24 protein-coding genes and 1 tRNA gene are annotated in these 25,980 nt (G+C 55.9%); 9 read left to right on the top strand and 16 right to left on the bottom strand.

The genetic code is table 11. The annotated features are described in order from the left end of the window. The first annotated feature begins 25 nt into the window (after positions 1-25). From EH206_RS23020 to flk, 3 genes are all read left to right on the top strand, one after another. A complete protein-coding gene (locus EH206_RS23020) occupies positions 26-286 on the top strand; it encodes a hypothetical protein (protein ID WP_040343001.1) in 261 nt (86 codons plus the stop codon). Continuing rightward, the gene (locus EH206_RS06790) at positions 240-1,133 is read left to right on the top strand and encodes a DMT family transporter (RefSeq protein WP_009112044.1); all 894 of its coding nucleotides are present in this window, start codon (positions 240-242) and stop codon (positions 1,131-1,133) included. The genes EH206_RS23020 and EH206_RS06790 overlap by 47 nt, the downstream gene beginning before the upstream one ends. Before the next feature lie 162 nt (positions 1,134-1,295). Beyond that, on the top strand, positions 1,296-2,489 hold the full coding sequence (flk, locus tag EH206_RS06785) for a flagella biosynthesis regulator Flk (RefSeq protein ID WP_009112043.1): 1,194 nt from the start codon (positions 1,296-1,298) through the stop codon (positions 2,487-2,489). 96 nt (positions 2,490-2,585) lie between these two features. Here the strand turns inward: flk and fabB are convergent, their stop codons facing one another. Continuing rightward, on the bottom strand, positions 2,586-3,800 hold the full coding sequence (gene fabB, locus EH206_RS06780; protein WP_009112042.1) for a beta-ketoacyl-ACP synthase I: 1,215 nt from the start codon (positions 3,798-3,800) through the stop codon (positions 2,586-2,588). Positions 3,801-3,959: 159 nt separating this feature from the next. Between fabB and mnmC the strand changes: the two genes are divergently transcribed. Continuing rightward, the gene (mnmC, locus tag EH206_RS06775) at positions 3,960-5,978 is read left to right on the top strand and encodes a bifunctional tRNA (5-methylaminomethyl-2-thiouridine)(34)-methyltransferase MnmC2/FAD-dependent 5-carboxymethylaminomethyl-2-thiouridine(34) oxidoreductase MnmC1 (RefSeq protein ID WP_009112041.1); all 2,019 of its coding nucleotides are present in this window, start codon (positions 3,960-3,962) and stop codon (positions 5,976-5,978) included. 46 nt (positions 5,979-6,024) lie between these two features. Here mnmC and EH206_RS06770 read toward each other — a convergent pair whose 3' ends face one another. Genes EH206_RS06770 through prmB form a run of 6 tightly spaced genes read right to left on the bottom strand, consistent with a single transcriptional unit; the run spans position 6,025 to position 10,623 of the window. Beyond that, a complete protein-coding gene (locus tag EH206_RS06770; protein WP_009112040.1) occupies positions 6,025-6,312 on the bottom strand; it encodes a YfcL family protein in 288 nt (95 codons plus the stop codon). Positions 6,313-6,346: 34 nt separating this feature from the next. Beyond that, a complete protein-coding gene (locus EH206_RS06765) occupies positions 6,347-6,892 on the bottom strand; it encodes an elongation factor P hydroxylase (protein ID WP_040343723.1) in 546 nt (181 codons plus the stop codon). Positions 6,893-6,906: 14 nt separating this feature from the next. Then, positions 6,907-7,707 (bottom strand): sulfite exporter TauE/SafE family protein, encoded by an 801-nt coding sequence (locus EH206_RS06760; protein WP_009112038.1) that lies wholly within the window; start codon positions 7,705-7,707, stop codon positions 6,907-6,909. A 3-nt stretch (positions 7,708-7,710) separates the two neighbouring features. After that, positions 7,711-8,556 (bottom strand): penicillin-insensitive murein endopeptidase, encoded by an 846-nt coding sequence (mepA, locus tag EH206_RS06755; RefSeq protein ID WP_040342999.1) that lies wholly within the window; start codon positions 8,554-8,556, stop codon positions 7,711-7,713. A 6-nt stretch (positions 8,557-8,562) separates the two neighbouring features. After that, the gene (gene aroC, locus EH206_RS06750; RefSeq protein WP_009112036.1) at positions 8,563-9,648 is read right to left on the bottom strand and encodes a chorismate synthase; all 1,086 of its coding nucleotides are present in this window, start codon (positions 9,646-9,648) and stop codon (positions 8,563-8,565) included. A 42-nt stretch (positions 9,649-9,690) separates the two neighbouring features. Then, positions 9,691-10,623, bottom strand: a complete 933-nt coding sequence (prmB, locus tag EH206_RS06745; protein WP_009112035.1) for a 50S ribosomal protein L3 N(5)-glutamine methyltransferase — start codon at positions 10,621-10,623, stop codon at positions 9,691-9,693. A gap of 189 nt (positions 10,624-10,812) precedes the next feature. Here prmB and smrB point away from each other — a divergent pair, with 189 nt between their 5' ends. Beyond that, positions 10,813-11,355 (top strand): endonuclease SmrB, encoded by a 543-nt coding sequence (smrB, locus tag EH206_RS06740; RefSeq protein WP_009112034.1) that lies wholly within the window; start codon positions 10,813-10,815, stop codon positions 11,353-11,355. Between the two features lie 31 nt (positions 11,356-11,386). Here the strand turns inward: smrB and sixA are convergent, their stop codons facing one another. The 5 genes from sixA to EH206_RS06715 all read right to left on the bottom strand — a co-directional run bounded on the left by sixA (position 11,387) and on the right by EH206_RS06715 (position 16,511). After that, complete coding sequence (sixA, locus tag EH206_RS06735; RefSeq protein WP_009112033.1) at positions 11,387-11,869, bottom strand: phosphohistidine phosphatase SixA; 483 nt, start codon at positions 11,867-11,869, stop codon at positions 11,387-11,389. Positions 11,870-12,055: 186 nt separating this feature from the next. Beyond that, the gene (gene fadJ, locus EH206_RS06730) at positions 12,056-14,275 is read right to left on the bottom strand and encodes a fatty acid oxidation complex subunit alpha FadJ (protein WP_009112032.1); all 2,220 of its coding nucleotides are present in this window, start codon (positions 14,273-14,275) and stop codon (positions 12,056-12,058) included. Then, positions 14,272-15,585 (bottom strand): acetyl-CoA C-acyltransferase FadI, encoded by a 1,314-nt coding sequence (fadI, locus tag EH206_RS06725; RefSeq protein WP_009112031.1) that lies wholly within the window; start codon positions 15,583-15,585, stop codon positions 14,272-14,274. The genes fadJ and fadI overlap by 4 nt, the downstream gene beginning before the upstream one ends. A gap of 140 nt (positions 15,586-15,725) precedes the next feature. Further along, positions 15,726-16,079, bottom strand: coding sequence for an N-acyl-L-amino acid amidohydrolase (locus EH206_RS06720; RefSeq protein WP_009112030.1), 354 nt, complete (start codon positions 16,077-16,079; stop codon positions 15,726-15,728). 135 nt (positions 16,080-16,214) lie between these two features. Then, positions 16,215-16,511, bottom strand: a complete 297-nt coding sequence (locus tag EH206_RS06715) for a YfcZ/YiiS family protein (RefSeq protein ID WP_009112029.1) — start codon at positions 16,509-16,511, stop codon at positions 16,215-16,217. 391 nt (positions 16,512-16,902) lie between these two features. On the opposite strand from EH206_RS06715, the gene fadL reads away from it, so the two are divergent. Beyond that, on the top strand, positions 16,903-18,168 hold the full coding sequence (gene fadL / locus EH206_RS06710) for a long-chain fatty acid transporter FadL (protein WP_009112028.1): 1,266 nt from the start codon (positions 16,903-16,905) through the stop codon (positions 18,166-18,168). 210 nt (positions 18,169-18,378) lie between these two features. Here fadL and mqo read toward each other — a convergent pair whose 3' ends face one another. Continuing rightward, complete coding sequence (gene mqo, locus EH206_RS06705; protein WP_009112027.1) at positions 18,379-19,968, bottom strand: malate dehydrogenase (quinone); 1,590 nt, start codon at positions 19,966-19,968, stop codon at positions 18,379-18,381. Between the two features lie 371 nt (positions 19,969-20,339). Then, a complete protein-coding gene (gene mlaA / locus EH206_RS06700) occupies positions 20,340-21,101 on the bottom strand; it encodes a phospholipid-binding lipoprotein MlaA (protein WP_009112026.1) in 762 nt (253 codons plus the stop codon). A 335-nt stretch (positions 21,102-21,436) separates the two neighbouring features. On the opposite strand from mlaA, the gene EH206_RS06695 reads away from it, so the two are divergent. The 3 genes from EH206_RS06695 to EH206_RS06685 all read left to right on the top strand — a co-directional run bounded on the left by EH206_RS06695 (position 21,437) and on the right by EH206_RS06685 (position 23,884). Then, positions 21,437-22,384: a formate/nitrite transporter family protein gene (locus EH206_RS06695; protein WP_009112025.1), complete on the top strand. Its 948-nt coding sequence runs from the start codon at positions 21,437-21,439 to the stop codon at positions 22,382-22,384. A gap of 76 nt (positions 22,385-22,460) precedes the next feature. Beyond that, positions 22,461-22,535: transfer RNA gene (locus tag EH206_RS06690), tRNA-Arg, on the top strand. Positions 22,536-22,696: 161 nt separating this feature from the next. Further along, the gene (locus tag EH206_RS06685; RefSeq protein ID WP_009112024.1) at positions 22,697-23,884 is read left to right on the top strand and encodes a tyrosine-type recombinase/integrase; all 1,188 of its coding nucleotides are present in this window, start codon (positions 22,697-22,699) and stop codon (positions 23,882-23,884) included. Between the two features lie 14 nt (positions 23,885-23,898). Here the strand turns inward: EH206_RS06685 and EH206_RS06680 are convergent, their stop codons facing one another. Continuing rightward, the gene (locus EH206_RS06680; protein ID WP_040342998.1) at positions 23,899-24,522 is read right to left on the bottom strand and encodes a DUF3226 domain-containing protein; all 624 of its coding nucleotides are present in this window, start codon (positions 24,520-24,522) and stop codon (positions 23,899-23,901) included. After that, positions 24,519-25,727 carry an AAA family ATPase gene (locus EH206_RS06675; RefSeq protein ID WP_009112022.1) on the bottom strand — a complete coding sequence of 403 codons (1,209 nt, stop codon included), beginning with the start codon at positions 25,725-25,727 and terminating at the stop codon, positions 24,519-24,521. Before EH206_RS06675 ends, EH206_RS06680 begins: the two co-directional genes overlap by 4 nt. Positions 25,728-25,980: the final 253 nt, after the last annotated feature.

Below are 25,980 nucleotides of genomic sequence, written 5' to 3'. Positions count from 1 at the left end.
TAACCCGTTACCCTGAAAAAAGAGGGTGGCTATTTTGCCACTGAATGGGGAGGAAGCCCAACGCTATCGGCAGCCGGAGTGGGCCTTTATTGCCGCTTCCCTCCGCAAACGCGGCGGGATAGCGCCCGCGCGGCGCGGAAACCTGACCGGCGGTTCGCTGATTTTGGCTATGGAAAATAAGCGCAACGGTATTAAACTCAGCGGCTGTTGTTTAGTCATCATCATTGAGAATCCCTATTTTGAATTCCCTGTTCCCCATTATTGCCGTGCTGATCTGGTCGGTTAATATCATCGTCAATAAACTCTCCGCCGCCGTCATCGATCCGGCGGCCATCTCTTTTTATCGCTGGCTGCTGGCTTTTGCGGTGATGACGCCGTTTATGCTGCCGGGCATCGGCAGGCACCTAGCCACCATTCGCCAATACGGCTGGAAACTGCTGGCGCTCGGACTGCTGGGCATGGTGCTGTACCAGAGTCTGGCTTACTACGCGGCGCACACCACCAGCGCGCTGATGATGGGGATTCTGGGATCGCTCATTCCGCTGCTCACCGTGTTGATCAGCATTCCGCTGCTGCGCATCGCGCCTACGGTGGGCATCGTTGGCGGCGGATTGCTGTCGTTCGGCGGCATCGTCTGGCTGATCAGCGCCGGCCATCCGCAACAAATTCTTGTCCAGGGCATCGGCGCCGGTGAAATCATGATGTTCGGCGCCGTCTGCGCCTATGCGCTCTATGGCGTATTAACCAAACGCTGGAACATCCCCCTGCCCAACTGGCTGTCGCTTTACGTGCAGATTGCCTTTGCCGTGGTTCTGCTGCTGCCCAATTTTTTGCTGACGGAAAATGTGCGACTCACCGGCCAGAACATACCGCTGGTCGCCTTCGCCGGCGTTATGGCGTCGATTATCGCGCCCTTTTTGTGGATCCAGGGCGTGATGCGACTGGGCGCCGGCACCGCGTCCGTCTTTATGAACCTGATGCCGTTATTCACCGCCGCCATCGCCATTATTTTCCTCCATGAGCCGTTACACGGCTACCACCTGATCGGCGGCGGAATTGCGCTGCTGGGGGTCATTCTGGCGCAGCGGTTACGCACCCCGTTGGCCAAGGCGAAGTCGCGCGGCGCCCATTAGCGGAGGGCCGGCGCGGGGCCCGGCGGCAAAGGCCGGATTCAGCGGACGTTCAGCGCTTATCTGTGACTATCGAACGGCGATGGAGCTTGCTATGATTCGTCTCAATAATTGAGACTGCCTGCCCATCGTCAGGCCCCATTAGCAGCGGTGAGGATAATCGGTATGCAACCTGTAAGCGGCCCAGGAGCCCCACTGCCCGGCGATCGCGCTGTCAGTCCGCAGGCTACGTCACCGGCGGCCAATGCGCCGGGGACTGACGGCGGCGATGCGCCGTTGACGCCCGCACAGCGCGCCACGCTTGAAAACCTGATGGTTAAAATCGTCGCGCTCGGCACGTTAAAAGCGAGCGAAGTCTGGAGCAGCGTGAAGCAAGGGCTGGGGCTACAGGAAAACGCCGAGTTGACCTCACGCCACTATCAGCCGGCGGAGCAGCAGTTGCAAACGCGCTTAACCCAGACGCAAGCGCAGGATAACGGCGCCCGCCAACAGCTGATGCAACGGGTGACGGAGTTGCTCACCCAGGGGAATAACCGACAGGTGGTCAGTGATTTTATCCATCAGCAATTCGGCCATACCACGCTGAGCTCACTGAACAAAGCGCAACTGCAACAGGTGGCGACGCTGTTGCAACCCGGACCGACGGCGCCCGCCAATACGGCGTCCACCCAGCCGCACTCCGTTGCCAACCCGCCTGAGCGTTCCCTGTCGCCGGCCGAGCAGCATAGCCTGAACCAGTTGGTTACCCGCCTGGCGTCGCAGAGCGGCGAGCAGCCGGTAAAAATCTGGACCACGCTGATGACGATGCAGAACCTCAATGCCGGGCAGGCGATTCCGCTAAAAAATCTGCCGTTGCTGACCCAGTTCCTGCAAACGCAGGCGTCGTTGCAGCAGTTGCCGACCGCTTCATCGCCGCCTTTACCGCAGGGGGCGCCGACAACCCTCGCCGCCGATGTCGCCCCGAATCAACCCGCGGCGAACGCCGCCCAGACTTCCGCCGGCACGGCCAACGCGGCCTCAATATCGCCGCAGACCGCGGCCATCGCCACGTTGCAGGCGGCGTTGCCGCAGCCGCTCACTGCCCAAGAGCAGCAGATGCTGCTGGACTATATGCAGAACCGGTTTAACGCCGGATGGCAGACGCCGCTGGCGCCGATGCAGCTTAGCGAGGCGCTCACCTTCCTGTTCACCCAGCGCATACAGCGCGCGCAGGAAACCGATTGGACGGCGCCGCAGCCGCTGCTGAACCCGCTTATTGCCGCATTGCCGCTTAACTGGCCGGCGTTATTCCAGAAATCGATGTTCTGGACCATCGCCGGCGTTGGCGTGGCGCTATTTCTGTTATGGGTGGTATTCTGATTTCGCCGGCGGCGAAAAGAGAAACGCCCTGCAGGCAGGGCGCAACGGGGGGTACGTTCTCAGCCCGCCTGACGCGGGCTGACGATCGACGCGTGGTTAACGCTCGAACTTTCTCATCACCAGCGTGGCGTTGGTGCCGCCGAAGCCGAAACCGTTCGACATCACGGTAGTCAGCTTGCGCTCCGTCGGCTCGGTGATGACGTTCATCCCGATCGCCTGCTCATCCAGCGTTTCCACGTTGATGCTCGGCGCGATAAAGCCGTGCTCCAGCATCAGCAGGCTGTAAATCGCTTCCTGCACGCCCGCCGCCCCCAGCGAGTGGCCGGTCATGGCTTTGGTGGCGGAAATGGCCGGAACATTGTCGCCGAACACTTCGCGGATCGCCCCCAGCTCTTTCACATCGCCAACCGGGGTGGAGGTGCCGTGGGTGTTGATATAATCAATCGGGGTATCCACGTCCTGCAGCGCCATCTTCATGCAGCGCATGGCGCCTTCGCCGGAGGGAGCGACCATGTCCGCGCCGTCGGAGGTGGCGCCATAGCCGATGATTTCGCCGTAGATGTGCGCGCCGCGCGCCAGCGCATGCTCCAGCTCTTCAACCACCACGATGCCGCCGCCGCCGGCGATAACGAAACCGTCGCGATCCGCATCATAGGTGCGGGAAGCCTTTTCCGGCGTCTCGTTATATTTGGTGGATAGCGCGCCCATGGCGTCGAATTCACAGGCCATTTCCCAGCACAGCTCCTCGCCGCCGCCGGCGAATACCACATCCTGTTTACCCAGTTGGATCATCTCCACCGCGTTGCCGATACAGTGCGCGGAAGTCGCACAGGCGGAGCTGATGGAGTAGTTGACGCCGCGGATTTTAAACGGCGTCGCCAGGCAGGCGGAAACGCCCGAAGCCATGGATTTGGTGACCATATAGGGACCCACGCCGCGCAGACCTTTGGCCCGCATGCCGTCGGTGCCGGCAACCTGATTACGCGGAGAACCGCCGCCGGACCCGACGATCAGACCGGTACGATCGTTGGAAACCTGATCGTCGCTTAGCCCGGAATCTTTAATCGCCTGTTCCATAGACAGATAAGCATAAATCGATGCATCACTCATAAAGCGCACAACTTTGCGATCGATGAGGCCTGTGGTGTCCAGTTTAACGTTACCCCAGACGTGACTACGCATGCCGGAATCTTTCAGCTCCTGAGAAAAAGTAATACCCGAGCGGCCTTCCCGCAGAGATGCCAGAACTTCCTGCTGGTTATTACCTATGCTTGATACGATCCCCAGACCAGTAATCACTGCACGTTTCATTCAATACCTCTTCCACTTATAAAGTTTGGGATTTCGCAACGCACTTTAGCGTACACTTGTAAGCTGAACAAGTCCGATCAGCCGAACTTTTGCTAAATTTGCTCCGCGGCGGGCGGACCGTTAAAATCGCCGCACCGCCTGAGTAATGAGTCATTTGCCGTGAATAACCGCCCCGTTCAACATGCGTCGTTGAGCTGGAACGAACAGGGTACACCTGTATCGCAACAGTTTGATGACGTCTACTTTTCCAATCAGGATGGGCTGGCGGAAACCCGTCATGTGTTTTTACAGGGCAACCGGTTTCCCGAACGTTTTCTCACCCACGCGCGTGAAAATTGCGTAGTGGCGGAAACCGGCTTCGGCACCGGGCTGAATTTTCTGACGCTGTGGCAGGCTTTCGATGTCTTCCGCACCCAGCATCCCCACGCGCCACTGCGCCGTTTGCATTTCATCAGTTTTGAAAAATTTCCGCTGCGGCGGCACGATCTGGCGGCGGCGCACGCCCAATGGCCGGAACTGGCGACATACGCCGCGGAATTGCGACGGCAATGGCCGTTGCCCCTGTCCGGCTGCCACCGTCTGATTCTGGCCCAGGGCGGCGTCACGCTCGACCTGTGGTTTGGCGACGTCAACACGCTGCTGCCTACGCTGGACGACTCGCTGCATCATCAGGTCGACGCCTGGTTTCTTGATGGCTTCGCGCCGTCCAAAAACCCGGATATGTGGACGGATAACCTGTTTCACGCCATGGCGCGCCTTGGCCGCGATCAAGGCACCTTCGCCACCTTTACCGCCGCCGGCTTCGTGCGCCGGGGGCTACGGCAGGCGGGTTTCAGCGTCAGTAAAATCAAAGGATTCGGCCGCAAACGCGAAATGCTGAGCGGCCATCTTCCCGTCGGCATCGCCGCGCCGTCCGCCGCCCCCTGGTATGCCCGGCCGCCGGCCGCGGCCACCGACGATATCGCCATTATCGGCGGCGGCATCGCCGGCGTGCTGACCGCCCTGGCCCTGCAGCGACGCGGCGCGCGGGTGACGCTGTACTGCGCCGACCAACAACCGGCGCAGGGCGCGTCCGGCAACCGGCAGGGCGCGCTGTACCCTCTGCTGAACGACAGGCACGACGCCCCGTCGCGTTTCTTCGCCGCCGCCTTCGCCTTCGCCCGCCGCCAGTATGACGAACTGGCGGCGCAGGGCGTCGTTTTTGAACATCAGTGGTGCGGCGTCAGCCAACTGGCCTATGACGAAAAAAGCGCCCGCAAGATTGCGCAGGTTTTACAAGGCGCGTGGCCGCCGGAACTGGTTTTCGGCGTTACGGCGCGGCAGCTTGAAGAGGTGAACGGTCTGATGCTGGGCGCCGGCGGCGTTACCTACCCCGACGGCGGCTGGCTGTGCCCGGCGGAGCTGACCGCCTCGGCGCTGGAGCTGGCGCGGCGACAGGGGCTGGCCGTACATGTGAGCACCAAGGTTTCCGCGCTTGAACAAACCGGCTCAGGCTGGCGTCTAACGCTGGATAACCAGCGGCAGGCGGATCATGCCGCGCTGATTCTGGCGAACGGACATCAACTGTCGGACTGGAATCAGACCCAACATTTACCGTGCTATGCGGTGCGCGGCCAGGTCAGCCATATTCCGACCACCCCGGCGCTGCGGCGGCTGAAACAGGTGCTTTGCTATGACGGCTATCTGACGCCGGTCAGCCCGCGGCATCAGGAACACTGCATCGGCGCCAGCTATCAGCGCGGCGATAGCGCCACCGACTACCGGGACGATGAACAGCAGGAAAATCGCCGGCGCCTGCTGAACTGCCTGCCGCAGGCGGAATGGGCGCAGCAGATCGATATCAGCGGCCGTCAGGCGCGGCAGGGCGTGCGCTGCGCGCTGCGCGATCATTTGCCGCTGGTGGGCGCGGTCGCCGACTATCAGCGGACGCTGGACTGCTACCGGCATCTGTCGCCGCAGCGGCGCGACGCGCAAAACCTGCCGCCCGCGCCGGTCTACCCCAACCTGTTTATCATCGGCGCGCTGGGGTCGCGCGGACTCTGCTCCGCCCCGCTGGCGGCGGAGATTCTGGCCTCGCAGATTTACGGCGAACCCCTGCCGCTGGATGGCGACACGCTGGCGGCGCTGAACCCTAATCGATTCTGGATCAGAAAATTGCTCAAGGGGCGACCGGTTTGACCGGACGAAAGCCCAGGCGCGCCCGGGCGTGCGGGATTATGGGAAGTCAGTGCGTTTGCCGGCTCCGCGCCTGCTGGAATAAATTATCCCACATGCGGTTGACCAGGATCTGATCCGGCGGGGAAAGCTCGCCGTTTTTTATCGCCTTATCAATGCTGTCGCTGACTCGCGCATGTAAAGCCTCCAGCGTGTGTTCGCCATTTTCTTCGACTTCCGCCACCGACACAGTCAAATGACCGCGCAAATACCCGCCGGCAAAAAGTTCATCGTCGCTGGCATGCTCCACCATGTCATCAATCAGCGCCAGAATACGCGCCTCAAATTCTGCGATCATTTATCATCCTCGGTTAAACTGTTTTCCGCGCCGCTCAGCAGAGGTCGGCGGGATACGGAAAGCTCGCCGCCGTCAGCGGCGGCGTATGGTAAAACGTCTGTAACGCATTAATAAAGCGCGCCGGACGCGGCGGGATCCCCTGGTGCAGATAGTGCATCACCTGCGCATGAACCCGACGTTGAAAAGCAATGCGATCCGGTTCGCCGTCGCCATTCAGATTATCGCAGCTGACATTAAACGGAAAACCCGCCGCCGCGCAGAATAGCCAGTCGAGCGCCTGCGGTTTAATTTCCGCGGACTCAAAGCGGGACTGCGTCTGCGCATCGCGCCCGTCCGGACAATACCAGTAGCCGAAGTCGACCTGTAGGCGCCGCTGCTCGCCGGCTATGCACCAATGGGAAATCTCATGCAGCGCGCTGGCGTAAAAACCGTGCGCGAAGATAATCCGGTGGTACGGCGCCTGCTCGTCCGCCGGCAGGTAGATTGGCTCATCGTCGCCTTTAACCAACCGCGTGTTGTACTCATCGCTAAAGCAGGCGGCAAAGATATCAATCAGTTGCTGGTAGTGATGGCAACCCATATTATTCACCGTCATCAGAAAAATTGTCCCAGCCAACGGGCGATCTCGCCGCCGTGGCTGTCGTAAATCAGTTTGCAGCTCATAACGGCGGAGACGATCACCAGCATGGGACGAATCAGCGTCTGGCCTTTGCTCAGCACCATTTTGGCGCCGAGACGCGCGCCGATAAACTGCCCCGCCAGCATGACCATCCCCAGCCCCCACACTACTTTCCCGCCGAGCATAAAAAACAGCAGCCCGCCGAAATTGGAGGTGAAATTGAGGATTTTGGCATGGGCGGTGGCCTTGGCCAGATTAAAACCGCTCAGGGTGACGAACGCCAGCGCATAAAAAGATCCGGCGCCGGGACCGAAAAAACCGTCGTAAAATCCGACGCCGCAGCCGGCGACAATCGCAAAGGGAACGGCGGACAGACGGCGTTGACGATCCTCATCGCCGATCTTCGGCGACAGCAGGAAATAGAGCCCGATGCCGATGATCAGCAGCGGCAACAGCTGGCGCAGAAAATCGGCGTGGATCTGCTGAATCAGCCAGGCGCCAAAGGTTGAGCCCACAAAGGTTAAGGCGATGGCCAACTTCTGTTCGCCCAGGCTGACCGCCCGGCGGCGAATAAAATAGAGGCTGGCGGAAAACGAACCGCCCACGGATTGCAGCTTATTGGTCGCCAGCGCCTGGGCGGGCGACAGCCCGACGGCCAGCAAGGCCGGCACGCACAATAGCCCGCCGCCGCCGGCGATGGAGTCGATAAACCCGGCCAGCACGGCGACGAAGAACAAAATGGCCAACATTTCCGGCCCGACGACAAACCAGTCCATGCGTTATTCCGCGGCGAAATGTCTGTCGAGCAGGGCCTGACAAGACGGGGGTAATGGAGGCGGCGTTGTTTTGACCGGCGATTCACGCCCCGGCTGGCGCGGCTGGAACCAGCTGGTCAGCTCCGCGCCGCAGCCATCGCCGGCGGGCGGCGAATCCTGCTCCTGACACTCCAGGCTATCCGCCGGACAGCGCAGGCGAACGTGCATATGCGCGCGATGCCCGAACCAGGGGCGCACCTTGCGCAGCCAGTCGCGATCCTGGCCGGCCTCGGCGCACAGCTGTTTTTTTATCGCCGGATTGACGAAAATACGCGTTACATCATGGTCTTGCGCCGCCAGTTTCACCAGCGTCGTTACCTCTGGCTGCCAGACGCGCGGGTTAACCTGACGCCCGTTGGCCATAACCAGATCGATAGGCTGCGGTTTAAGCAACTGCTGCTCGCTCCAGCGCCGTTTGGGCAATTGCAGCCAGATATCGACATCCAGGCCGGACTGATGGCTGGCGTGGCCGCTGCTGAAACGTCCTCCCACCGGCATGCCCATATCGCCAATCAACACATTGGCGGCGGTACGGCGTTTTACATTGGCGCTCAGGCGATGAATAAACGCCAGCAGATCGGGGTGACCGAAATAGCGTCGCTGATCGACGCGCATCACCTGATAATCAGGCGATTGCAGCGGCAGCGGTTGGGCGCCGATAATACAGCCGTTGGAAAAGCCGCCGATGGACTGCGCCGCGCCCGCCACCGGGTGCGTCATTTCCTGCCAGGGGGTTTTCGCCCATCCGACCTGCATTCCCCCTGACGCACCGAGCGCCAGGGCGATAACCCCGATAAACCCTTTTTTCATCATCTCTTACCAGCGGGGAACCTGACTCGCCACATCGCCGCACTGCGCGCGCTGGCGCAGCAGGTGATCCATTAACACAATCGCCATCATTGCCTCGGCGATCGGCACCGCACGGATCCCCACGCAGGGATCGTGACGTCCGCGGGTCACCATTTCCGCCGCTTCACCCTGACGGTTAATGGTTCGCCCCGGCACCATAATGCTGGAGGTGGGTTTCAGCGCCAGATGCGCCACAATATGCTGTCCGCTGCTGATGCCGCCTAAAATCCCCCCGGCGTGGTTGCTCTGGAAACCCTGCGGAGTAATCTCATCGCGGTTTTCGCTGCCGCGCCTGGTCACTACCGCAAAACCGTCGCCAATCTCCACCCCTTTGACCGCATTGATGCTCATCAGGGCGTGCGCCAGATCGGCGTCCAGACGATCGAACACCGGTTCGCCCAGCCCGGCGGGAACGGATTCCGCCACCACGCTGACCTTGGCGCCGATGGAATCGCCCTCTTTTTTCAGCGCCCGCATCAGCTCATCCAAAGCTTCCAGCTTGTCGGCATCGGGACAGAAGAACGGATTCTGCTCGACCAGATCCCAGTCTTTCAATTCGCAGGCTATATCGCCGATTTGCGCCAGATAGCCGCGAATTTTCACGCCGTGCCGCTGTTGCAGATATTTTTTCGCTATCGCGCCGGCCGCGACGCGCATCGCGGTTTCCCGGGCGGATGAACGCCCGCCGCCGCGATAGTCGCGCAGGCCGAACTTTTGTTCATAGGTGTAGTCGGCGTGACCGGGGCGGAAAACGTCCTTAATGGCGCTGTAATCCTGCGAGCGCTGGTCGGTATTTTCGATCAGCAGACCAATGCTGGTGCCGGTAGTAACGCCTTCAAACACCCCGGAAAGAATGCGCACCCGGTCGGGCTCGCGGCGCTGGGTCGTATAGCGCGACGTTCCCGGACGACGCCGGTCCAGATCCTGTTGCAGATCCGCCTCCGTCAGCGGGATCCCCGGCGGTACGCCGTCGACAACACCGCCCAGGGCAATTCCGTGGGACTCACCAAATGTGGTGACGCGGAAAAACTGCCCGATACTGTTTCCTGCCATCACGGCTCCTTAGCCTATACAGATAGGGTTAGCCATCGCGAATCAGTCGCGGTAAATGCTAAAATATTCTTTACAATCAATTAGCTGATGCCTGGTCAGCATAAACACGCCCTCTCCGCCGTTGGCGAATTCCAGCCAGGTGAACGGAATGGCGGGATATTGCTCGATCAGGTGCACCATGCTGTTGCCCACTTCGCAAATCAGCACGCCGTCGTCGCTGAGGTAATCCGGCGCGCTCGCCAGAATGCGCCTCACCAGGTTCAGGCCATCGCTGCCCGCCGCCAATCCCAGTTCCGGTTCATAGCGGAACTCCTGCGGCAAATCCGCCATATCCTCTTCATCGACATAAGGGGGATTGGTGACGATCAGGTCGTACGCAATAGCCGGCAGCTCGCGGAACAGGTCGGAGCGAATCGGGGTGACGCGGTATTCCACACCGTGCTGCTGAATATTTTGCTCGGTCACCGCCAGCACATCGTCGGAGATATCCACCGCGTCCACTTCCGCCTGCGGAAACGCCTGGGCGCAGGCGATGGCGATACAGCCGCTGCCGGTGCACATATCCAGAATATGGCCCGGCGCTTTAGGCAACTGGTCGGCGAAATAATTGCCGATTAGCTCGCCGATGGGCGAACGCGGCACCAGAACCCGCTCGTCAACGTAAAACTCCAGCCCGCAGAACCAGGCTTTATTGGTCAGATAAGCCACCGGGACGCGCTCGTTTACCCGGCGGATAACGCGTTCGACAATACGATGACGCTCGCTGGACGTCAGGCGGGAAATATACATATCCTCAGGAATATCCAGCGGCAGGAACAGAGTGGGAAGCACCAGCTGTACCGCTTCATCCCAGGGATTATCCGTACCGTGACCATAGTAGACATTGGCTGCGTTAAACCGACTGACCGCCCAGCGCAACATATCCTGAATGGTATGAAGATCGCTGACGGCCTCATCGACGAAAATTTTGTCCAAGCTTGTCCTCCGCAGACACATCTGAATGGAAATTGGCGCTGTTACACATAAGAAAGGCATAGTTTGCCATGAAGCCCGCGACAAATCAGCAGATATAACCGGCGGAACTCAAGGTTGCGCCGACTTTTATTTAGCAGCCGCGAAGAGAAAAGGTAAACTGAACGGATATCGATGCGAAGTGAGCGGCCAATGAGTAATAAATATTCGCTGAACGACGAAGAACTACAGCTTTTTCGTACTTCAGTCTCCGGCACTAAAAAATTACGCCAGGATACCTATGTCCATAAGCCGGTTCGTCCCAAAACCGGCGAACTGCCTCCCCGGCGGGCGCTGCGGGAGCAGGCCGATGCCAGCTTTTACTTTTCGGACGAGTTTCAACCGCAGTTGGAAAGCGCGGGGCCGACGCGCTATGTGCGCCCCGGCGCCAGCCATTACGAACTGAAAAAACTGCGGCGGGGCGACTACTCCCCGGAACTGTTTCTCGATCTGCACGGCCTGACGCAGCAGCAGGCAAAACAGGAGCTGGGCGCGCTGCTTGCCGCCTGCCGCCGGGAACACGTTTATTGCGCCTGCGTGATGCACGGCCACGGCAAACGCATTCTGAAGCAGCAGACGCCGCTGTGGCTGGCGCAGCACCCGGACGTGCTGGCTTTCCATCAGGCGCCCAAGGAGTTCGGCGGCGACGCCGCGCTGCTGATACTGGTGGCGCTGGAAGCGCCGTCGCTCGGCTAGCCAGGGCGGCGGGAGATCGGCGCGGCGGCGATTACCTCTTCAGCGCCAGCTGCGCCGGACTCACCTGCCAGTCAAACACGCCGCGCCCCGATGGGGTATCAATGCTCACACTGGCAATGCCTGAGGTGGCGAACATGGGGGCGTTTTCAGCGGGACACAACTCCGCGACCAGATAGCCGACCAACGGCAGATGCGAGACGACCAGCACCGCTTCCGTCCCCTCTTTGGCCAGGGCTTGCAGATAGCTGCCGACAAAGCCGGCATCGCCGCCGGGGGTGAGCTCGGACAGGCATTCATCTCCCTCGGGCAAGGGCAGTAGCCCCCGAATCGCCTCCAGCGTTTGCCGGGCGCGCAGATAAGGGCTGACCAGAATACGATCAATATCCAGTTGCTGGTTATTCAGCCAGCTTGCCATCTTGCGCGACTCATCATAGCCGCGCGCGCTCAAAGGCCGCAGCGCGTCGCTGGCCGCATCAGGTATCGCATCACCATGACGCATAATCAAAACTTGCATATCACACCGCTATTTGACGAACATATCGTAATTAAAAAGCTTATAAAGCAATCAGTCGTTGTATAAGCGCACACTGAAGCAGGACGATACAGGCTATCACGAAAATCGTTATCGCCGCTGCCTGATGTAAATTTAACCGTCCGGTAAAGCGCACTTTCTACCTTAGGTGTTGGCTGGGCGTCAATATTAACCAGCGTCAACCGGCGCATCGCCGGGCGGAAGCGCCGACGGCGTAACCTCGTCTGGTAGCGGGTAGAACCGCTGCTGACCGTCCCGCATGGCCAGCAAGGCTTCGCAGGGCGCAAACCTGTCGCCATACTGCTGCTGCAATACCTGCAACGTTTTTACCACCGTGGCGATGCCAAGGCGATCCATATAATGGAACGGGCCGCCGAGAAACGGGGGAAAACCGATGCCGAACACCGCGCCGATATCCCCGTCGCGCGCGCAGCGGATCACTTTTTCATCCAGACAACGGGCCGCTTCGTTCAGCAGCAGCATCACGCAGCGCTGGCCGATCAGCGCCGGATCGAGATGCGCTTTCGGGGTCACATCCAGCAGCGGATAGATTGAAGCGTCCACTTCTCTGGCCTTATGCCGCCAATGGAAATAACGTTTCCGGTTATAGCGATAAAACCCTTTGCCGTTTTTACGCCCTTTACGGCCATCCCTCAGGACGGCGTCAAAGGTGGGAGGCGGGATAAAACGCTCACCGAGCGCCTGACTGAGCACCGGTACGATTTTGGTCGCGACGTCAATGCCGACTTCATCCAGCAGCGTCAACGGGCCGACCGGAAAACCAAAGCGCACCAGGGCATAATCGATCGACTCGACCGGTTCGCCCTCCAGCAGACAGTAGGCGGCTTCATTAATGTAGGGCGCCAGAATACGGTTAACATAAAAGCCCGCGCTATCGGCCACCACAATCGCCGTTTTACCCTGTTTTCGCGCCAGCGCCAGCGTGGCGGCAATGGTTTCGGCGCTGGTGTGCGCATGCGGAATCACTTCCACCAGCGGCATTTTATCCACCGGGCTAAAGTAATGCAGGCCGATCACCTGCTGCGGGCGCCGGGCTTGCGCGGCGATCTGGTGAATCGGTAATGACGAGGTATTCGAGGCAAAGATGGTATGCGGCGCGGCATGGCGCTCCACCTCGGCCACCATCTGCCGTTTCAGCGACAGATCCTCAAATACCGCTTCAATCACCATGTCGCTCTGTTCGAACCCCCGGTAATCGGTGCTGCCGGAAATCAGGCTCATCAGGCGTTGCCGCTCGGCTGGCGGCATACGCCGGCGCTCCACCCGTCTGGTCAGCAACTGCCAGCTGTAGTTCAGCGCACGGTTAACGCCCTGCTCATCAATATCTTTAATACGTACCGGTAAACCGCCGCGCACCGCCGTGACGCTGGCGATACCGCCGCCCATCAGCCCGCCCCCCAGAATCCCCACCCGGCGGATGGGGGGCGCCGCAGCGCCGTCGGACTCTTTTTTTAACGACGTCGAGGCAAAAAACAGACTGCGCAGCGCGGCGGACTGCGGCGTCATAACCAACTTACCGAAAGCGCGGGCCTCAAGCCGGTAGCCTTCGGCCATGCCTTTTTCCATTCCGCGGCGAATCACCTGAATAATCCGCTCCGTCGCCGGGTAATTGCCATGCGTTTTGGCCCGCGTTTTGCGCTTAACGATATTAAAAAACAGCGGGCGGATCGCCGGGCTCGCCAACAGGCGGGCGCGCCAGTCCGGCGGCGATGCTTTACGCTTACCCTGCCTGATCATCTCCAGCGCCGTTTGCAGCAAAATACTGTGCGGCACCGCGTCGTCCACCAGTCCCAGTTTCAGCGCCTGCGCGGCGCGGACGTGGCGCCCGGTAAGGATGATATCCAGCGCCGGCGCGACGCCGATCAGCCGGGGCAAGCGCTGGGTGCCGCCGGAACCGGGCAACAAGCCGAGCTTGACCTCCGGCAGCCCCAACAGCGTTTTCTCATCCAGCGAGCACAGGCGGTAATCGCAGGCCAGCACCAGCTCCAGCCCGCCGCCCAGACAGGCGCCATGGATCGCCGCGACCACCGGGAAGGGCAGCGCGGCGATATAGGAAAAGGTTTCCTGCCCCTTTCGGGCCAGATCTTGCGCCTGTTCGGCGCTGGTACAACCGTCCAGCATGGCGATATCCGCGCCGGCGATAAACGAATCCGCCTTGGCCGACACCAGCACCAGCCCGCGCAGCGCCGCATGTTGCCGAGCCTGTTCAATAACCTTGACGATCTGCTCGGCAAATTCGCTTTTCAGCGTATTGACCTTTTCTCCCGGCACGTCGATGGTGACGATGCCGATATTGTCCGGGCGGATAGCGAGGGAAAAAGCCGAAGCCCCGGTAGGGAATGCGGATAAGGGTTGCCGATCGTTCATGGCGTCACCTCCAGTACCATTGCGGCACCCAGTCCTCCCGCCGCGCAGGCGGTGGTCAACCCCAGTCCGCCGCCGCGGCGGCGCAGTTCGCGCAACGTCTGGGTAATCATCCGGGCGCCGGTAGCGGCAAACGGATGCCCGTAGGCAATGGAGCCGCCGAGCACGTTGAATTTCTCCATCTCTACCTCGCCCAGCGGCGCCGGCCGCCCCAGTTTGCTGAGGGCGAAATCCTCGCTGGCAAACATTTTCAGGTTCGCCAGCGTCTGGGCGGCAAAGGCTTCGTGCATATCGATCAGCGCCAGATCGGACAACGCCACCCCGGCCCGCGCCAACGCCAGCGGAGAGGCGTAAGCCGGTCCCAGCAACATATCCTCCCGCACGCCGATGGCGCTGAAAGCGTAACTGAGCAGATAACCCAGCGGGGTAATCCCCAGACTTTTGGCTTTCGATTCGCTCATCAGCACAACCGCCGCCGCCCCGTCGGTCAACGGCGTGCTGTTGGCCGCCGTTACGCTGCCGTGCCTGCGGTCAAAGGCCGGACGCAGGCGGGCATAATGCTCCGGCGCCGAGTCGCGACGCACGTTATTATCCTCGGCCAGCGCCTGCCGGTAAGGCGGCACGTACGCCGTCATCACCTCTTCGCGCAGCAGCCCCTCCTGCCAGGCGCGGGCGGCCAGACGATGGGAGCGATGCGCCAGCGCGTCCTGCTCTTCCCGCGTAATGCCGTAGGTTTTCGCCATTTGTTCCGCCGTATCGCCCATGCGCAGGCCGGTGGAGTATTCCGCCACCGGGGGGGCGACGGGCAGCAAATCTCCGGGGCGCAGCCGGGCGAGCAGTTTAAGGCGCTGGCGCAGCGTGCGGGCTTTGCTGATATCGACCAAGGTTGCGGCGAGGGTTTTACTCACCCCGATCGGCAGCACCGAGGAGGAGTCCGCCCCGCCGGCAATCCCCACCTCGACGACGCCCGCCATAATGCTTTCCGCCACGTTGGCCACCGCCTGAAAACTGGTGGCGCAGGCGCGGGATACGCTGTACGCGTCGGTATGCTCGCTCATCCCCGTTCCCAGCACAATTTCCCTGGCGATATTGGGCGCCTCCGGCATTTGCACCACCTGACCGAAAACCAGCAGTTCGATCAGTTCGGGATCGATGCCGGTGCGAATAAGCAGCTCATTCACCACGATTTTTCCCAGATCCACGGCCGGCACGCCATGATAGGCCGTCGCCTGGCGGGCAAACGGGGTACGTAATCCGCCGACAATCGCCACGCGATCGCCACGACGGGTTATCAGTGGTAACACCTCGCTCATAAACGCTCCCCTGTTAACTGATAAAATCGAGCCTGCGCCCAACAGGTCAGACCTGATCTGATTGTTAACCAGATAGTTACATTACGCAAACCGCGGCGAGGCAAAATGAGAGGGGAAATGTCCGTCCGGCACGGGGCCGGCTAGTGGGTGCGCTGAAAATCCGCTTTCACCGCCGCCAGCAACGACGGTTCGGTCAGCAGACGATAGCCGGACAAAGCCAGCGCGTCATATTCCGCCAGATAACCAATGCGCGGCCCGCTATGCCTTTCCCCCTTGCGGGCGATAAACCCGGTTTCGTGCCCGGCGATATTCTGGGTGATGGCAAATCCCGCCTCACGCAGCACATCGACCAGCGTTTCGGCGGCGAAAAATTCCTGATTGCCGATTTCCGGCCGGGCGTGAATCTGATGGCTGACCCGCAGATAGCGCTGAGCGGAGCGTTCAATATGGGACTGAATCTGTGCCCGGTGACGGGCGGCATCCACCGTACTCATCTTTGCAACCTGTTAGCGAACGATAATCTTGAAATTAAATAGAATCACAGAATTATCTGCCAGTGATAAAAATAGCTATCCTATTGCAATTGATGACTAAAGCAGGGAGCCGCGGCGAGACGGAAACAAGGCCGCTTAACGCAGCCCAAGCTGGAAAATCATCGTTTCAGCCTGGCAGCTGAAGGTGAAATCAATGTCCAGCTTCACGCCGCCGTCCACGCTTTCCAGCCGACTTTCGATCTGGCAAGGGTCCGACTCCACCGAACGGGCTTTATCCGTCAGCGCTTGCAGCGTGGCCTCGGCCTCGGCCCGCTCGATAAAGATTTTACTGTAAGACGCGGTGCAATCGGTGTTATCCATCACCGTGCCAACATCCACGCAGCAGCAGGCGGCGGTTTCTTCGGCAGAACATTTGTTTATGGCGTTTGTCATCATTTCTTCCTCTATACGGCGGAGATCTGTACAACGGCTATGATCCGATTCAAAAAAACTTACTTTCCGCTCTATTCTACTCACCGGTTCAGTTCAGCACTAGAACTTACTGCCCGCCGCGGCATTTAGTGAGAACCGTCACATTCCATTGTTATAGCAGGGTAAAATCTCGCTAATTCTCGCCGTTAAAATCAACCAAAATGTTAAGCAGATCTTATTTCTGTATCAATTACGACATATTTTAACTACATACATGCAACATTTAAATATTCCCCACATATACTTTGGCAACTGGTCCGATTTGCCAGATTGAGAGCGCCCCCTACAATGCGCGTCCCTTGTTACTTGATGTAACAAAGTTAACTCACGAGCACATAAAGAGGTTTTGGTCATGAGCCAAAAAAACCGGTTAAAACAATCCGCAATTGCTGTTGCAGTGGCACTGGTTTCAGCAAACGCTTCCGCGGCTGGCTTCCAGCTCAACGAATACTCCTCGTCAGGTCTGGGACGCGCGTTTTCCGGTGAAGGCGCCGTCGCGGATAACGCCGCCTCCGGCAGCCGTAACCCGGCAACCATGACCCTGTTTGATCGTCCCTCTTTCTCCGGCGGCGTGACCTATATAAACCCGGATATTGATCTGAACGGTTCAAGCTCATCCGGCCAAAACGCCGATGCCGAAAACATTGCGCCCCATGCCTGGGTGCCGAACCTGCACTTTGTTATGCCGCTTAACGATCGGTGGGCCATCGGCGCTTCCGCCGTGACCAATTACGGTCTGGCGACGGAATTCAACGATAATTACGTCGCGGGTTCCATCGGCGGCAAAACCGATCTGGTGACCTCCAACCTGAACCTGAGCGCCGCGTATCGCCTCAATCAGCACTTCAGCTTTGGTCTGGGGGTGAATGCGGTGTACGCCGATGCGAAAATCGTTCGCAATGCGGGGGAACTGGCGCCGGCGCTTGGTTTACAGCCCTCCTCCGAAATATCCCGTCTGGAGGGTAAAGAGTGGGGCTACGGCTGGAACGCCGGCATTCTGTATGAAGTGGATGAAAACAACCGCTACGGCCTGACCTACCGTTCCAAGGTCGATATCGATTTTAACGGCGATTACAGCAACGACATCCCTGTCGCCATCGGAGGCACCGGGGGAGCGACCATCCCCGGCAAACTGACGCTGAATCTGCCGGAAATGTGGGAAGCGTCGGCCTACCATCGCGTGGCGCCCAAATGGGCGGTGCATTACAGCCTGGCCTACACCAGTTGGAGCCAGTTCCAGGAGCTGAAAGCGACGGGTAATAATGGGCGGACGCTATTCCAGAAAGAAGAAGGTTTCCGCGACGCCTACCGTATCGCCCTGGGAACCACCTATTATCATGACGATAACTGGACCTTCCGTGGCGGCGTCGCCTTTGACGACAGCCCGGTTCCCGCCGACAAGCGCTCCGTCTCCATTCCGGATCAGGACCGCTTCTGGCTGAGCGCCGGCACCACCTACGCCTTTAATAAAGACGCGTCGGTGGACGTGGGGGTTTCCTATATGCACGGTAAGAAAGTCACCATCCGCGAGGCGGATCCCGTGGGGGTAAACACTTATACCTACAGCTCTGAAGGCAAGGCCTGGCTGTACGGCGTGAACCTCAACTACGCGTTCTAAACCTGCGCTCCGTAACGTAAAAAAGGCCGCTTGCGCGACCTGAGATTGCTGACAAAGTCGCCTGTAAGTCGGCGATACCCGGGCCTACCGTACCGAGGGGCGCTCCGGCGGCTTACGCCGCTACGGCCCCTCGCCACGCTCTCCCTAATAACGAGCTTTATCAATGGGCTGAGGCCGCTTGCACGGCCTTATCAACGCCATATCACAACGTTATTCCGGTTTTACTTCAATATAGTTCAACTGCAAGGCGCTGCTGGTGTAGCTGCGGATCTTATTGGTCAATTCAATATTGCCGTCCAGCGTCTGGCCGTAGGAAGGAATGATTTCCTTCAGCTTGGCCTGCCATTCCGGCGTCGCGACCTTATCCTTAAAGACCGTTTTCAGCAGGCTCAGCATGATCGGCGCCGAGGTGGACGCGCCCGGAGAGGCGCCCAGCAAGGCGGCGATGGAACCATCCTGCGAGCTGACAATCTCGGTGCCCAGCTTCAGCACGCCGCCTTTATCCTCATCTTTCTTGATAACCTGTACGCGCTGTCCGGCAACGACCAGTTTCCAGTCTTCTTTCTTCGCGTCGGGGAAATACTCCTTCAATGCGGCGAAACGGTCGTCGTCGTCCATCATCACCTGGCTAATCAGATATTTAATCAGATCGAAATTGTCCAGCCCCACCTTCGCCATGGGTAAAACGTTGGACAGGGTAACCGAATCTACCAGATCCCACAGCGAACCATTTTTCAGGAACTTGCTGGAAAATGTGGCGAACGGCCCGAACAGCAGCACCGGCTTGCCGTCGAAAATACGGGTATCCAGATGCGGAACCGACATCGGCGGCGCGCCGACGGACGCTTTGCCATAAACTTTCGCCAGATGGCGCTTCACTATTTCAGGATTTTCCGTTACCAGAAAATCGCCGCCGACCGGGAAACCGCCGTAGCCGTCAGCTTCCGGAATACCGGATTTCTGCAGCAGTTGCAACGCCGCCCCGCCCGCGCCGATAAAGACAAACCTGGCTTTGACCACGCTCTCTTTCTCGCCGTTTTTCAGATCGGCGTAGGTGATGCTCCAGGTGTTATCCGCATTACGTTTGATATCACGGACTTCAGAATTAAGGTGCAGGGCGAAATTCTGCTTTTTCTGCAGAGAGCGCACCAACTGGCGGGTAATTTCGCCGTAGTTGACATCCGTGCCGATGGGCATACGGGTGGCGGCGATTTTCTGTGCCGGATCGCGGCCTTCGATAATCAACGGCGCCCACTCTTTGATGACGTTCGGATCATCGGAAAATTCCATCCCGCGGTATAGCGTGCTGTGCTGCATCGCTTCATAGCGGCGTTGCAGGAAGCGGGTGTTTTCATCCCCCCATACAAAGCTGATGTGCGGCACGCTGTTAATAAAGGAGTGCGGATCGTGAAGCACGCCGTTTTTAATCTGATGCGACCAGAACTGGCGCGATATCTCGAAGGCTTCGGTGATCTCTACCGCTTTACTGATATTGACCGGGTCGCTTTCATTCTTAGGCTCCGGCGTATAGTTCAGCTCCATAAAGGCGGAGTGACCGGTGCCGGCGTTGTTCCAGCCATTAGAGCTCTCTTCCGCGACGTTATCCAGACGTTCGATCATGTCGATCGACCAGTCGGGCTGAAGCTCTTGCAAATAGACGCCAAGGGTCGAGCTCATAATACCGCCGCCAATCAGCACCACATCCGTAGTTTTGTCCGCGGTGCCGTTTTCTTCCGCCGTCGCCAGTGGGGATATCCCAACCATGCTCAGGCATAAAATCATCGTGAGTAGTTTTTTCATACTTATATCTCTATTCATTGAATTTTTATAATTGCAGGCAAATAGACTTTTCAGACATCCCTTATCGTCAGCAAGACCCTGCACCTTTCATAGCGAAAAACCATCATTTCATGACCTTTTTGTTAATACGGTTTTTAACAAAAAAATCAATTGGCTGACTCTTTTCAGCATCAAAGGGGCATCGGCTCTGGCCAGCACACAACATTATTGTTATCTGGAGAAGAAAAGAAATTTTTGTAAGTAAATAAACAGTCAACAATGTAATAACTTTTACGAAACAAATCGAGTAATACCCCAATGGGAAACAAGTTTAGCAGCATTTTATAAAAGCTAAAGGCGCCCGCAGGCGCCTTGGTCAGCACGACGCGTCGCTACTGGGCGGAGTCGATCTCGCCCAGCGAGTCTTCAATCGCCGCCGCATTGGGATTTACCGGCGCGTTAAGCTGCCCGTCGCCGGCCAGAAAATCATGCCGTTGGAAATAGGCTTCGCGCACCATCAGATAAGGATCGGAAGAGTTACGCAGCAGTCCGTCGGAATCCAGCAACTGCGCCCGCGTTTCCAACCCCTCCAGCACCCATTTACCCGCCGACATCCAGAATGTCAGGTAGCTCAACGCCGGATAGAGCGTGTCGACGTAACCGCCGCCGTCTTCACGGATGGTGACGCTGCCATAGCCAGGCAACACCACGTACGGCCCATATCCTATACCGTAATTACCCAGCGTACTGCCGAAACGGCGAGGCTCCTCTTTTGCAAGTTTGGGGTTCGCCATTGACGCCACGTCAATCAGACCGCCCATTCCCAACAGGGTATTGAGAAAGAAACGGTTGAAATGAATCATCGCCTTGTACGGCTTGCCTTCAATAAAGTAGTTCACCATTGCCGCGGGTTCCGACAGGTTACCGAAAAAGTTGTTCAGCCCGTTGCGCGCCGGCGTCGGTACATAATCCCGCCACGCAACGGCCGCCGGCCTTACCAGATAAGGGTCCAGCACGTTGTAGTTAAAGCTGAACATGGAACGGTTGAAACCTTCAAGCGGGTCCGAACGCCCTTCTTGAGAGCGATCCCCGGAGCTGGCGCAGCCAACGAGCAACAAGCTGGCAAACGCCACCCCACTCAGGCGGTAATTCATATCTGTTCTCCCTGTTTATACTACGTTCTGCCTGTCATACCCCAAGCTGCGGCGAGGGCGGAATATCGGCCAACAGTGTAACATTTTATTGCTTCGCTTCTACTTCGGCTTGTGTATTCCTGTCTTTTCGGACGATTGTCAGACAACTCTCAATAATCCCCCGACAGGGGAAATACGGCCGGCCGGTCCGCTCGGTTAAACCGCGCCCGACGCGCGCTACCCTCCGCCAGCATGACAGAATCATAGCATAAGCCCGCAACCGCACGACCGTCGCTACCAGATATGTTGAAAATGGCTACGCTATAACCATCAGCAGAAAAACAGAGGGAACACAGATGAATCAACCGTCAGCGAAAAAGCCTATTCATAAGGAAAAAGCCAAGCCGCGGAATGATGATAACGAAGTCGAAAGCGAAGAAAAAAGCCAGGGAAAAGAGATCGAGATTGATGAAGATATCCTGCCCTCTCCCGCCGCCGCCATCCATGAAGAGATCCGCCAGGAAGGACAGAAAGAGCTGGAACGTGACGCCATGGCGCTGTTCTGGTCGGCCGTCGCCGCGGGCCTGTCCATGGGGACGTCGTTTATGGCCATCGGCATATTGCACATCAATCTGGTGGGCGTACCCGGCGCTTTTTTACTGCAGAGCTTTGGCTACACCATCGGTTTTGTCATCGTTATTATGGCGCGCCAGCAGCTGTTTACCGAAAATACCGTGACCGCGGTACTGCCCATCATGCAAAACCCGGCACGGCATAACTTTTATCTGCTGTCCCGGCTATGGGGGCTGGTGCTGGGCGGCAATCTGGCGGGTACGGCGCTGGCGGCGCTGGCGTTCACCTATATGCCCGTTTTTGACGGCGCCACCCGCGATGCGCTAATCGAGCTTTCCCTGAAAGTGATGAAAAACTCGCCGGGTGAAATGTTCTCCAACGCGGTGGTTTCCGGCTGGATTATCGCCACCATGGTTTGGATGCTCCCCCGCTCCGGTTCAGCCAAAATATGGATCATCATCATCATGACCTGGCTGATCGCTTTCAGCAACCTCACCCACATTGTCGCCGGCGCCTCGGAAATTTTTTACCTGGTGTTTATCGGTCAAATCACCTGGCAGGATTTTCTCTGGCCTTTTGCGCTGCCGACGCTGGCGGGCAACATTATCGGCGGCACCTTTATTTTCGCCTTGATAAGCCATGCCCAAATCCGTAACGATATGAGCAGCCAAAACAAGAAAGCGCCGACAGGCGGCGGGGAAAAACCGGCGACGGGTAAAAAAGCGGCCTGAGTGCTGACACTTTGAGCAAACGAGCAGTCAAGTGCTTATTATCGGGGCCAAAATGCGTATAATGGCTCCGCGCTAAGTCCCCGTAGTTAAACGGATATAACAAGCCCCTCCTAAGGGCTAGTTACTGGTTCGATTCCAGTCGGGGACACCAGAACACTATCTTACACATTCTCCAATCGTCTAAAAAACCCTTTAAAAACAAAAAATACAATCAACCCCCTGTCTTAACTGATACCATAAAATCTTGTAGAAGCTATACACATATGCGTATAGAATCGTGTATACACTCAGTTCGATCTTTTTCTTATACACATGCTGCTAACCGACCTAAAAATAAAGAAGGCGAAAGCCCAGGACAAACCCTACACACTCAATGACGGCAACGGGCTGTCTTTACTGATTGATACCAAAGGGACAAAGGGTTGGCGCTTCCGCTATCGATTCGCCGGTAAGCCTAAACTCATTTCGTTTGGCACTTACGATACCGTGTCTCTTGCCGACGCTCGTAAGAAACGTGATGAAGCCAGAGCCATGTTAGGCAACGGTATTAATCCCAGCGACGCCCGTAGAGCGGATAAGCTCTCTTTGCAGTTCTCTACGGAAAACACCTTTGAAGTAGTAGCGAGAGAATGGCACACCTCAAAACTCGCTACCTGGTCAGAAGGGTATGGCAAAGAAGTTATACACTATCTGGCAAAAGAAATTTTTCCGTTCCTGGGTAAACGCCCGATAGACCAGATCACACCGCTTGAACTCTTGTCCGTTCTGCAAAAGATCGAAAAACGTGGTGCGTTGGAACAAGCCAGCAAGATTCGCCGCCGCTGTGGTGAAGTATTCCGTTACGCGGTGGTAACGGGACGCGCTATGTATAACCCGGCACCGGATCTGGCCAGCGCCATGAACAAGCCAAAGAGCAATCATTTCCCGTTCCTCACCGAAAGTGAACTGCCCGACTTTGTTAAGGCAGTCAATAATTACAAAGGAAGCCAGATCACAAAATACGCCACTCAGCTTTTAATGCTGACCGGAGTAAGAACCATTGAATTACGCTCGGCTGAATGGGCTGAGTTTGATTTAGAGAATGCGCTATGGGAGATCCCCAAAGAACGTATGAAGAAACGCCGCCCGCATTTGGTGCCGCTATCCACACAAGCGATTGCTATTCTGAAAGAACTGAAAGTGCTTACTGGTTATTATCAGCTTGTTTTTCCTGGCCGAAATGACACTAGAAAGCCGATGAGCGATGCCGCGATTAATAAAGTGATCAAGATGCTGGGTTATCACGGCAGGCTTACCGGTCATGGCTTCAGGCATACCATGAGTACCATTTTGCACGAACATGGATTTAACAGCGCATGGATTGAAACCCAACTTGCGCATGTTGATAAAAATTCCATCCGTGGAACTTATAATCATGCGCAGTATCTGGAAAGGCGTAGGGAAATGTTGCAGTGGTATGGACATTTTTTAATAAAATGCTCACAGTGTAATCATGTTTAATTATCCATTCCCATCTATAAAGATCTTAAAAAATGACTAATATCATTTAAAGACTCACTTGCCAAATTAAAGTATCCTTTCTGAGCTGCAATTCCTAAGCTTGGCACGTAGTGCTCCATCCCTGCTAAGAAACTATGAAGCCTAGCTTTATGTTCATTTCTAGGAAAATTATATTGGCAGTCATCAACTGTCGGAGCTAGATTTCCCTTAAGATCATCAATATACTTATCGCTGAATTTTTTAACTGGATGTGTTAATACTGTTTCTAACACCAAGTTTTCAAGCATTCCATTATCCTGAAACCCTGGAGCAATAAATATACCAACCTTGATTTTTTCATTACTAGAAAATGTATTATGACCTTGAGGTTGGGGCATGTTATGTTTCTTAAGAGAACTATTAATGCTGCTAATTGCACCAGCCATTGTATTATCAGCATCACGTACAATCCCTAATGAAGTAACGATCTCAAATCCAGGCGCATTAATTATAGCATCAAACTCTGGTTTAAATCTCTCTTTCCCATTAGTTTTAATAATCTTAATATCACCAATTCCTAAAAAATCACAAAGGGCCTCAAAAAAACCTTCTTCATCCTTTCCCTCAACAAGAAGTAACTTTTTATTTTCTATCATCATCTAACATCCCATTCACGATCAACCGCAGCATTAAGAGCCGAGCTATCATAATATTTAGGAATTATATTTTTATTTATTTCATCAAACCGAATAAAACAAAGATCCTTATCTTTCACAGAAATATCTTGTGAATTCTCTTTCCAGTACGAATACACACCTTTAATAACGTCATTGCTATGCGTAGTGATAAAGACTTGTGTTTTTTTATCTTTAGAAACCTTATCTATTATTTCCCAAATTTTAGGAAAAAAAGAATAATGTATCCCATTTTCAATTTCATCAATTAAAACAATACCTTTACTATTTGTGAGCAAAGAGACTAGAACTGAAAGAAATTTATTAATCCCTTCCCCCATGGAAGATAAAGGTATTTTCCTTTTCAATCCAATATCCGCATAGACTATACTGTGTGAACCTTTAGGTACGATACTAACGCTCTTTAGTCGGGGTTCTATAATACGCAGATAATCTGTTATTTCATCTAAACCTTCTTCTATATCAAGTTTACCTAACCTTTCAGCATCATGTTGTCCATTACCTCTAGCTGATGAATTCAAAAATATTGTTTCTTTCGTGACTCCCATCAAATCATTAACATTCATATTTAATTGATTATTATTGACAAATAATGATGTTTTACCAACAGACCGGTCCTTATCTCCATAATAACTTGACTCTAATGATCCCATTAATATATTACCAGAAGATTCTATTTTATTTCTTATAATAGAGTCTTTAGGAATGGTCAAGTTTTGAACAGTTTCTTCCACATGTTTATATTCAGCCTTCCCCTTGTGTCCAGAATCCGTAATCTCTATAGAAACGGTCTCACTTAAATCAAAATTATAAAAAAAAGGTTGCCATAGATAAGATGGGCTAAGCTCAATATTTGTTACACCTCGCCATACATTGGATTTAATTGTTAGATCTGGAGAAGCACGATCATAAAACATAAAAATCGCTTCTAATACGGATGTTTTTCCCGTGTTATTTTTTCCAGAAAAAATATTAATCCGCTTCAGATCATCTAACTTTAAGAGTTTAAAGTTTTTATAATTTTTTAGAATTAATGAATCTATCAATTGTTCCTCCTTAGCATATAGAACAAAAAGCCAATAAAATCTAAAAATCAAGCGTTCTGCTGATACTTCAAAAATCGATATCACATTTTTTCTGAAACATAGAGCTTCCTGAAAAATAGTCATCAGTTATACCTGAACCTAACCCATACACAGAACATGCGCTAAGTATAGTGACTCAGGCGTTAACGTGTTAAATCGTTCTCAATCACACTATACGCTTCGTATTTAGCTATTAACTAAAAATACTACCTTCTGCAAGATATCTCAACCACGCCCCGCTAACGCAATCAGTGCCAACACAAATAAACACTCACATGACAAAATCGGCACTACACCGCACCCGCCTGCGGTTTTCGGATCATAGAAATTTTTCAAT

Source organism: Brenneria nigrifluens DSM 30175 = ATCC 13028 (genome assembly GCF_005484965.1).
Taxonomy (GTDB): Bacteria; Pseudomonadota; Gammaproteobacteria; order Enterobacterales; family Enterobacteriaceae; genus Brenneria; species Brenneria nigrifluens.
This window is presented reverse-complemented; position numbering and strand designations above follow the sequence as displayed.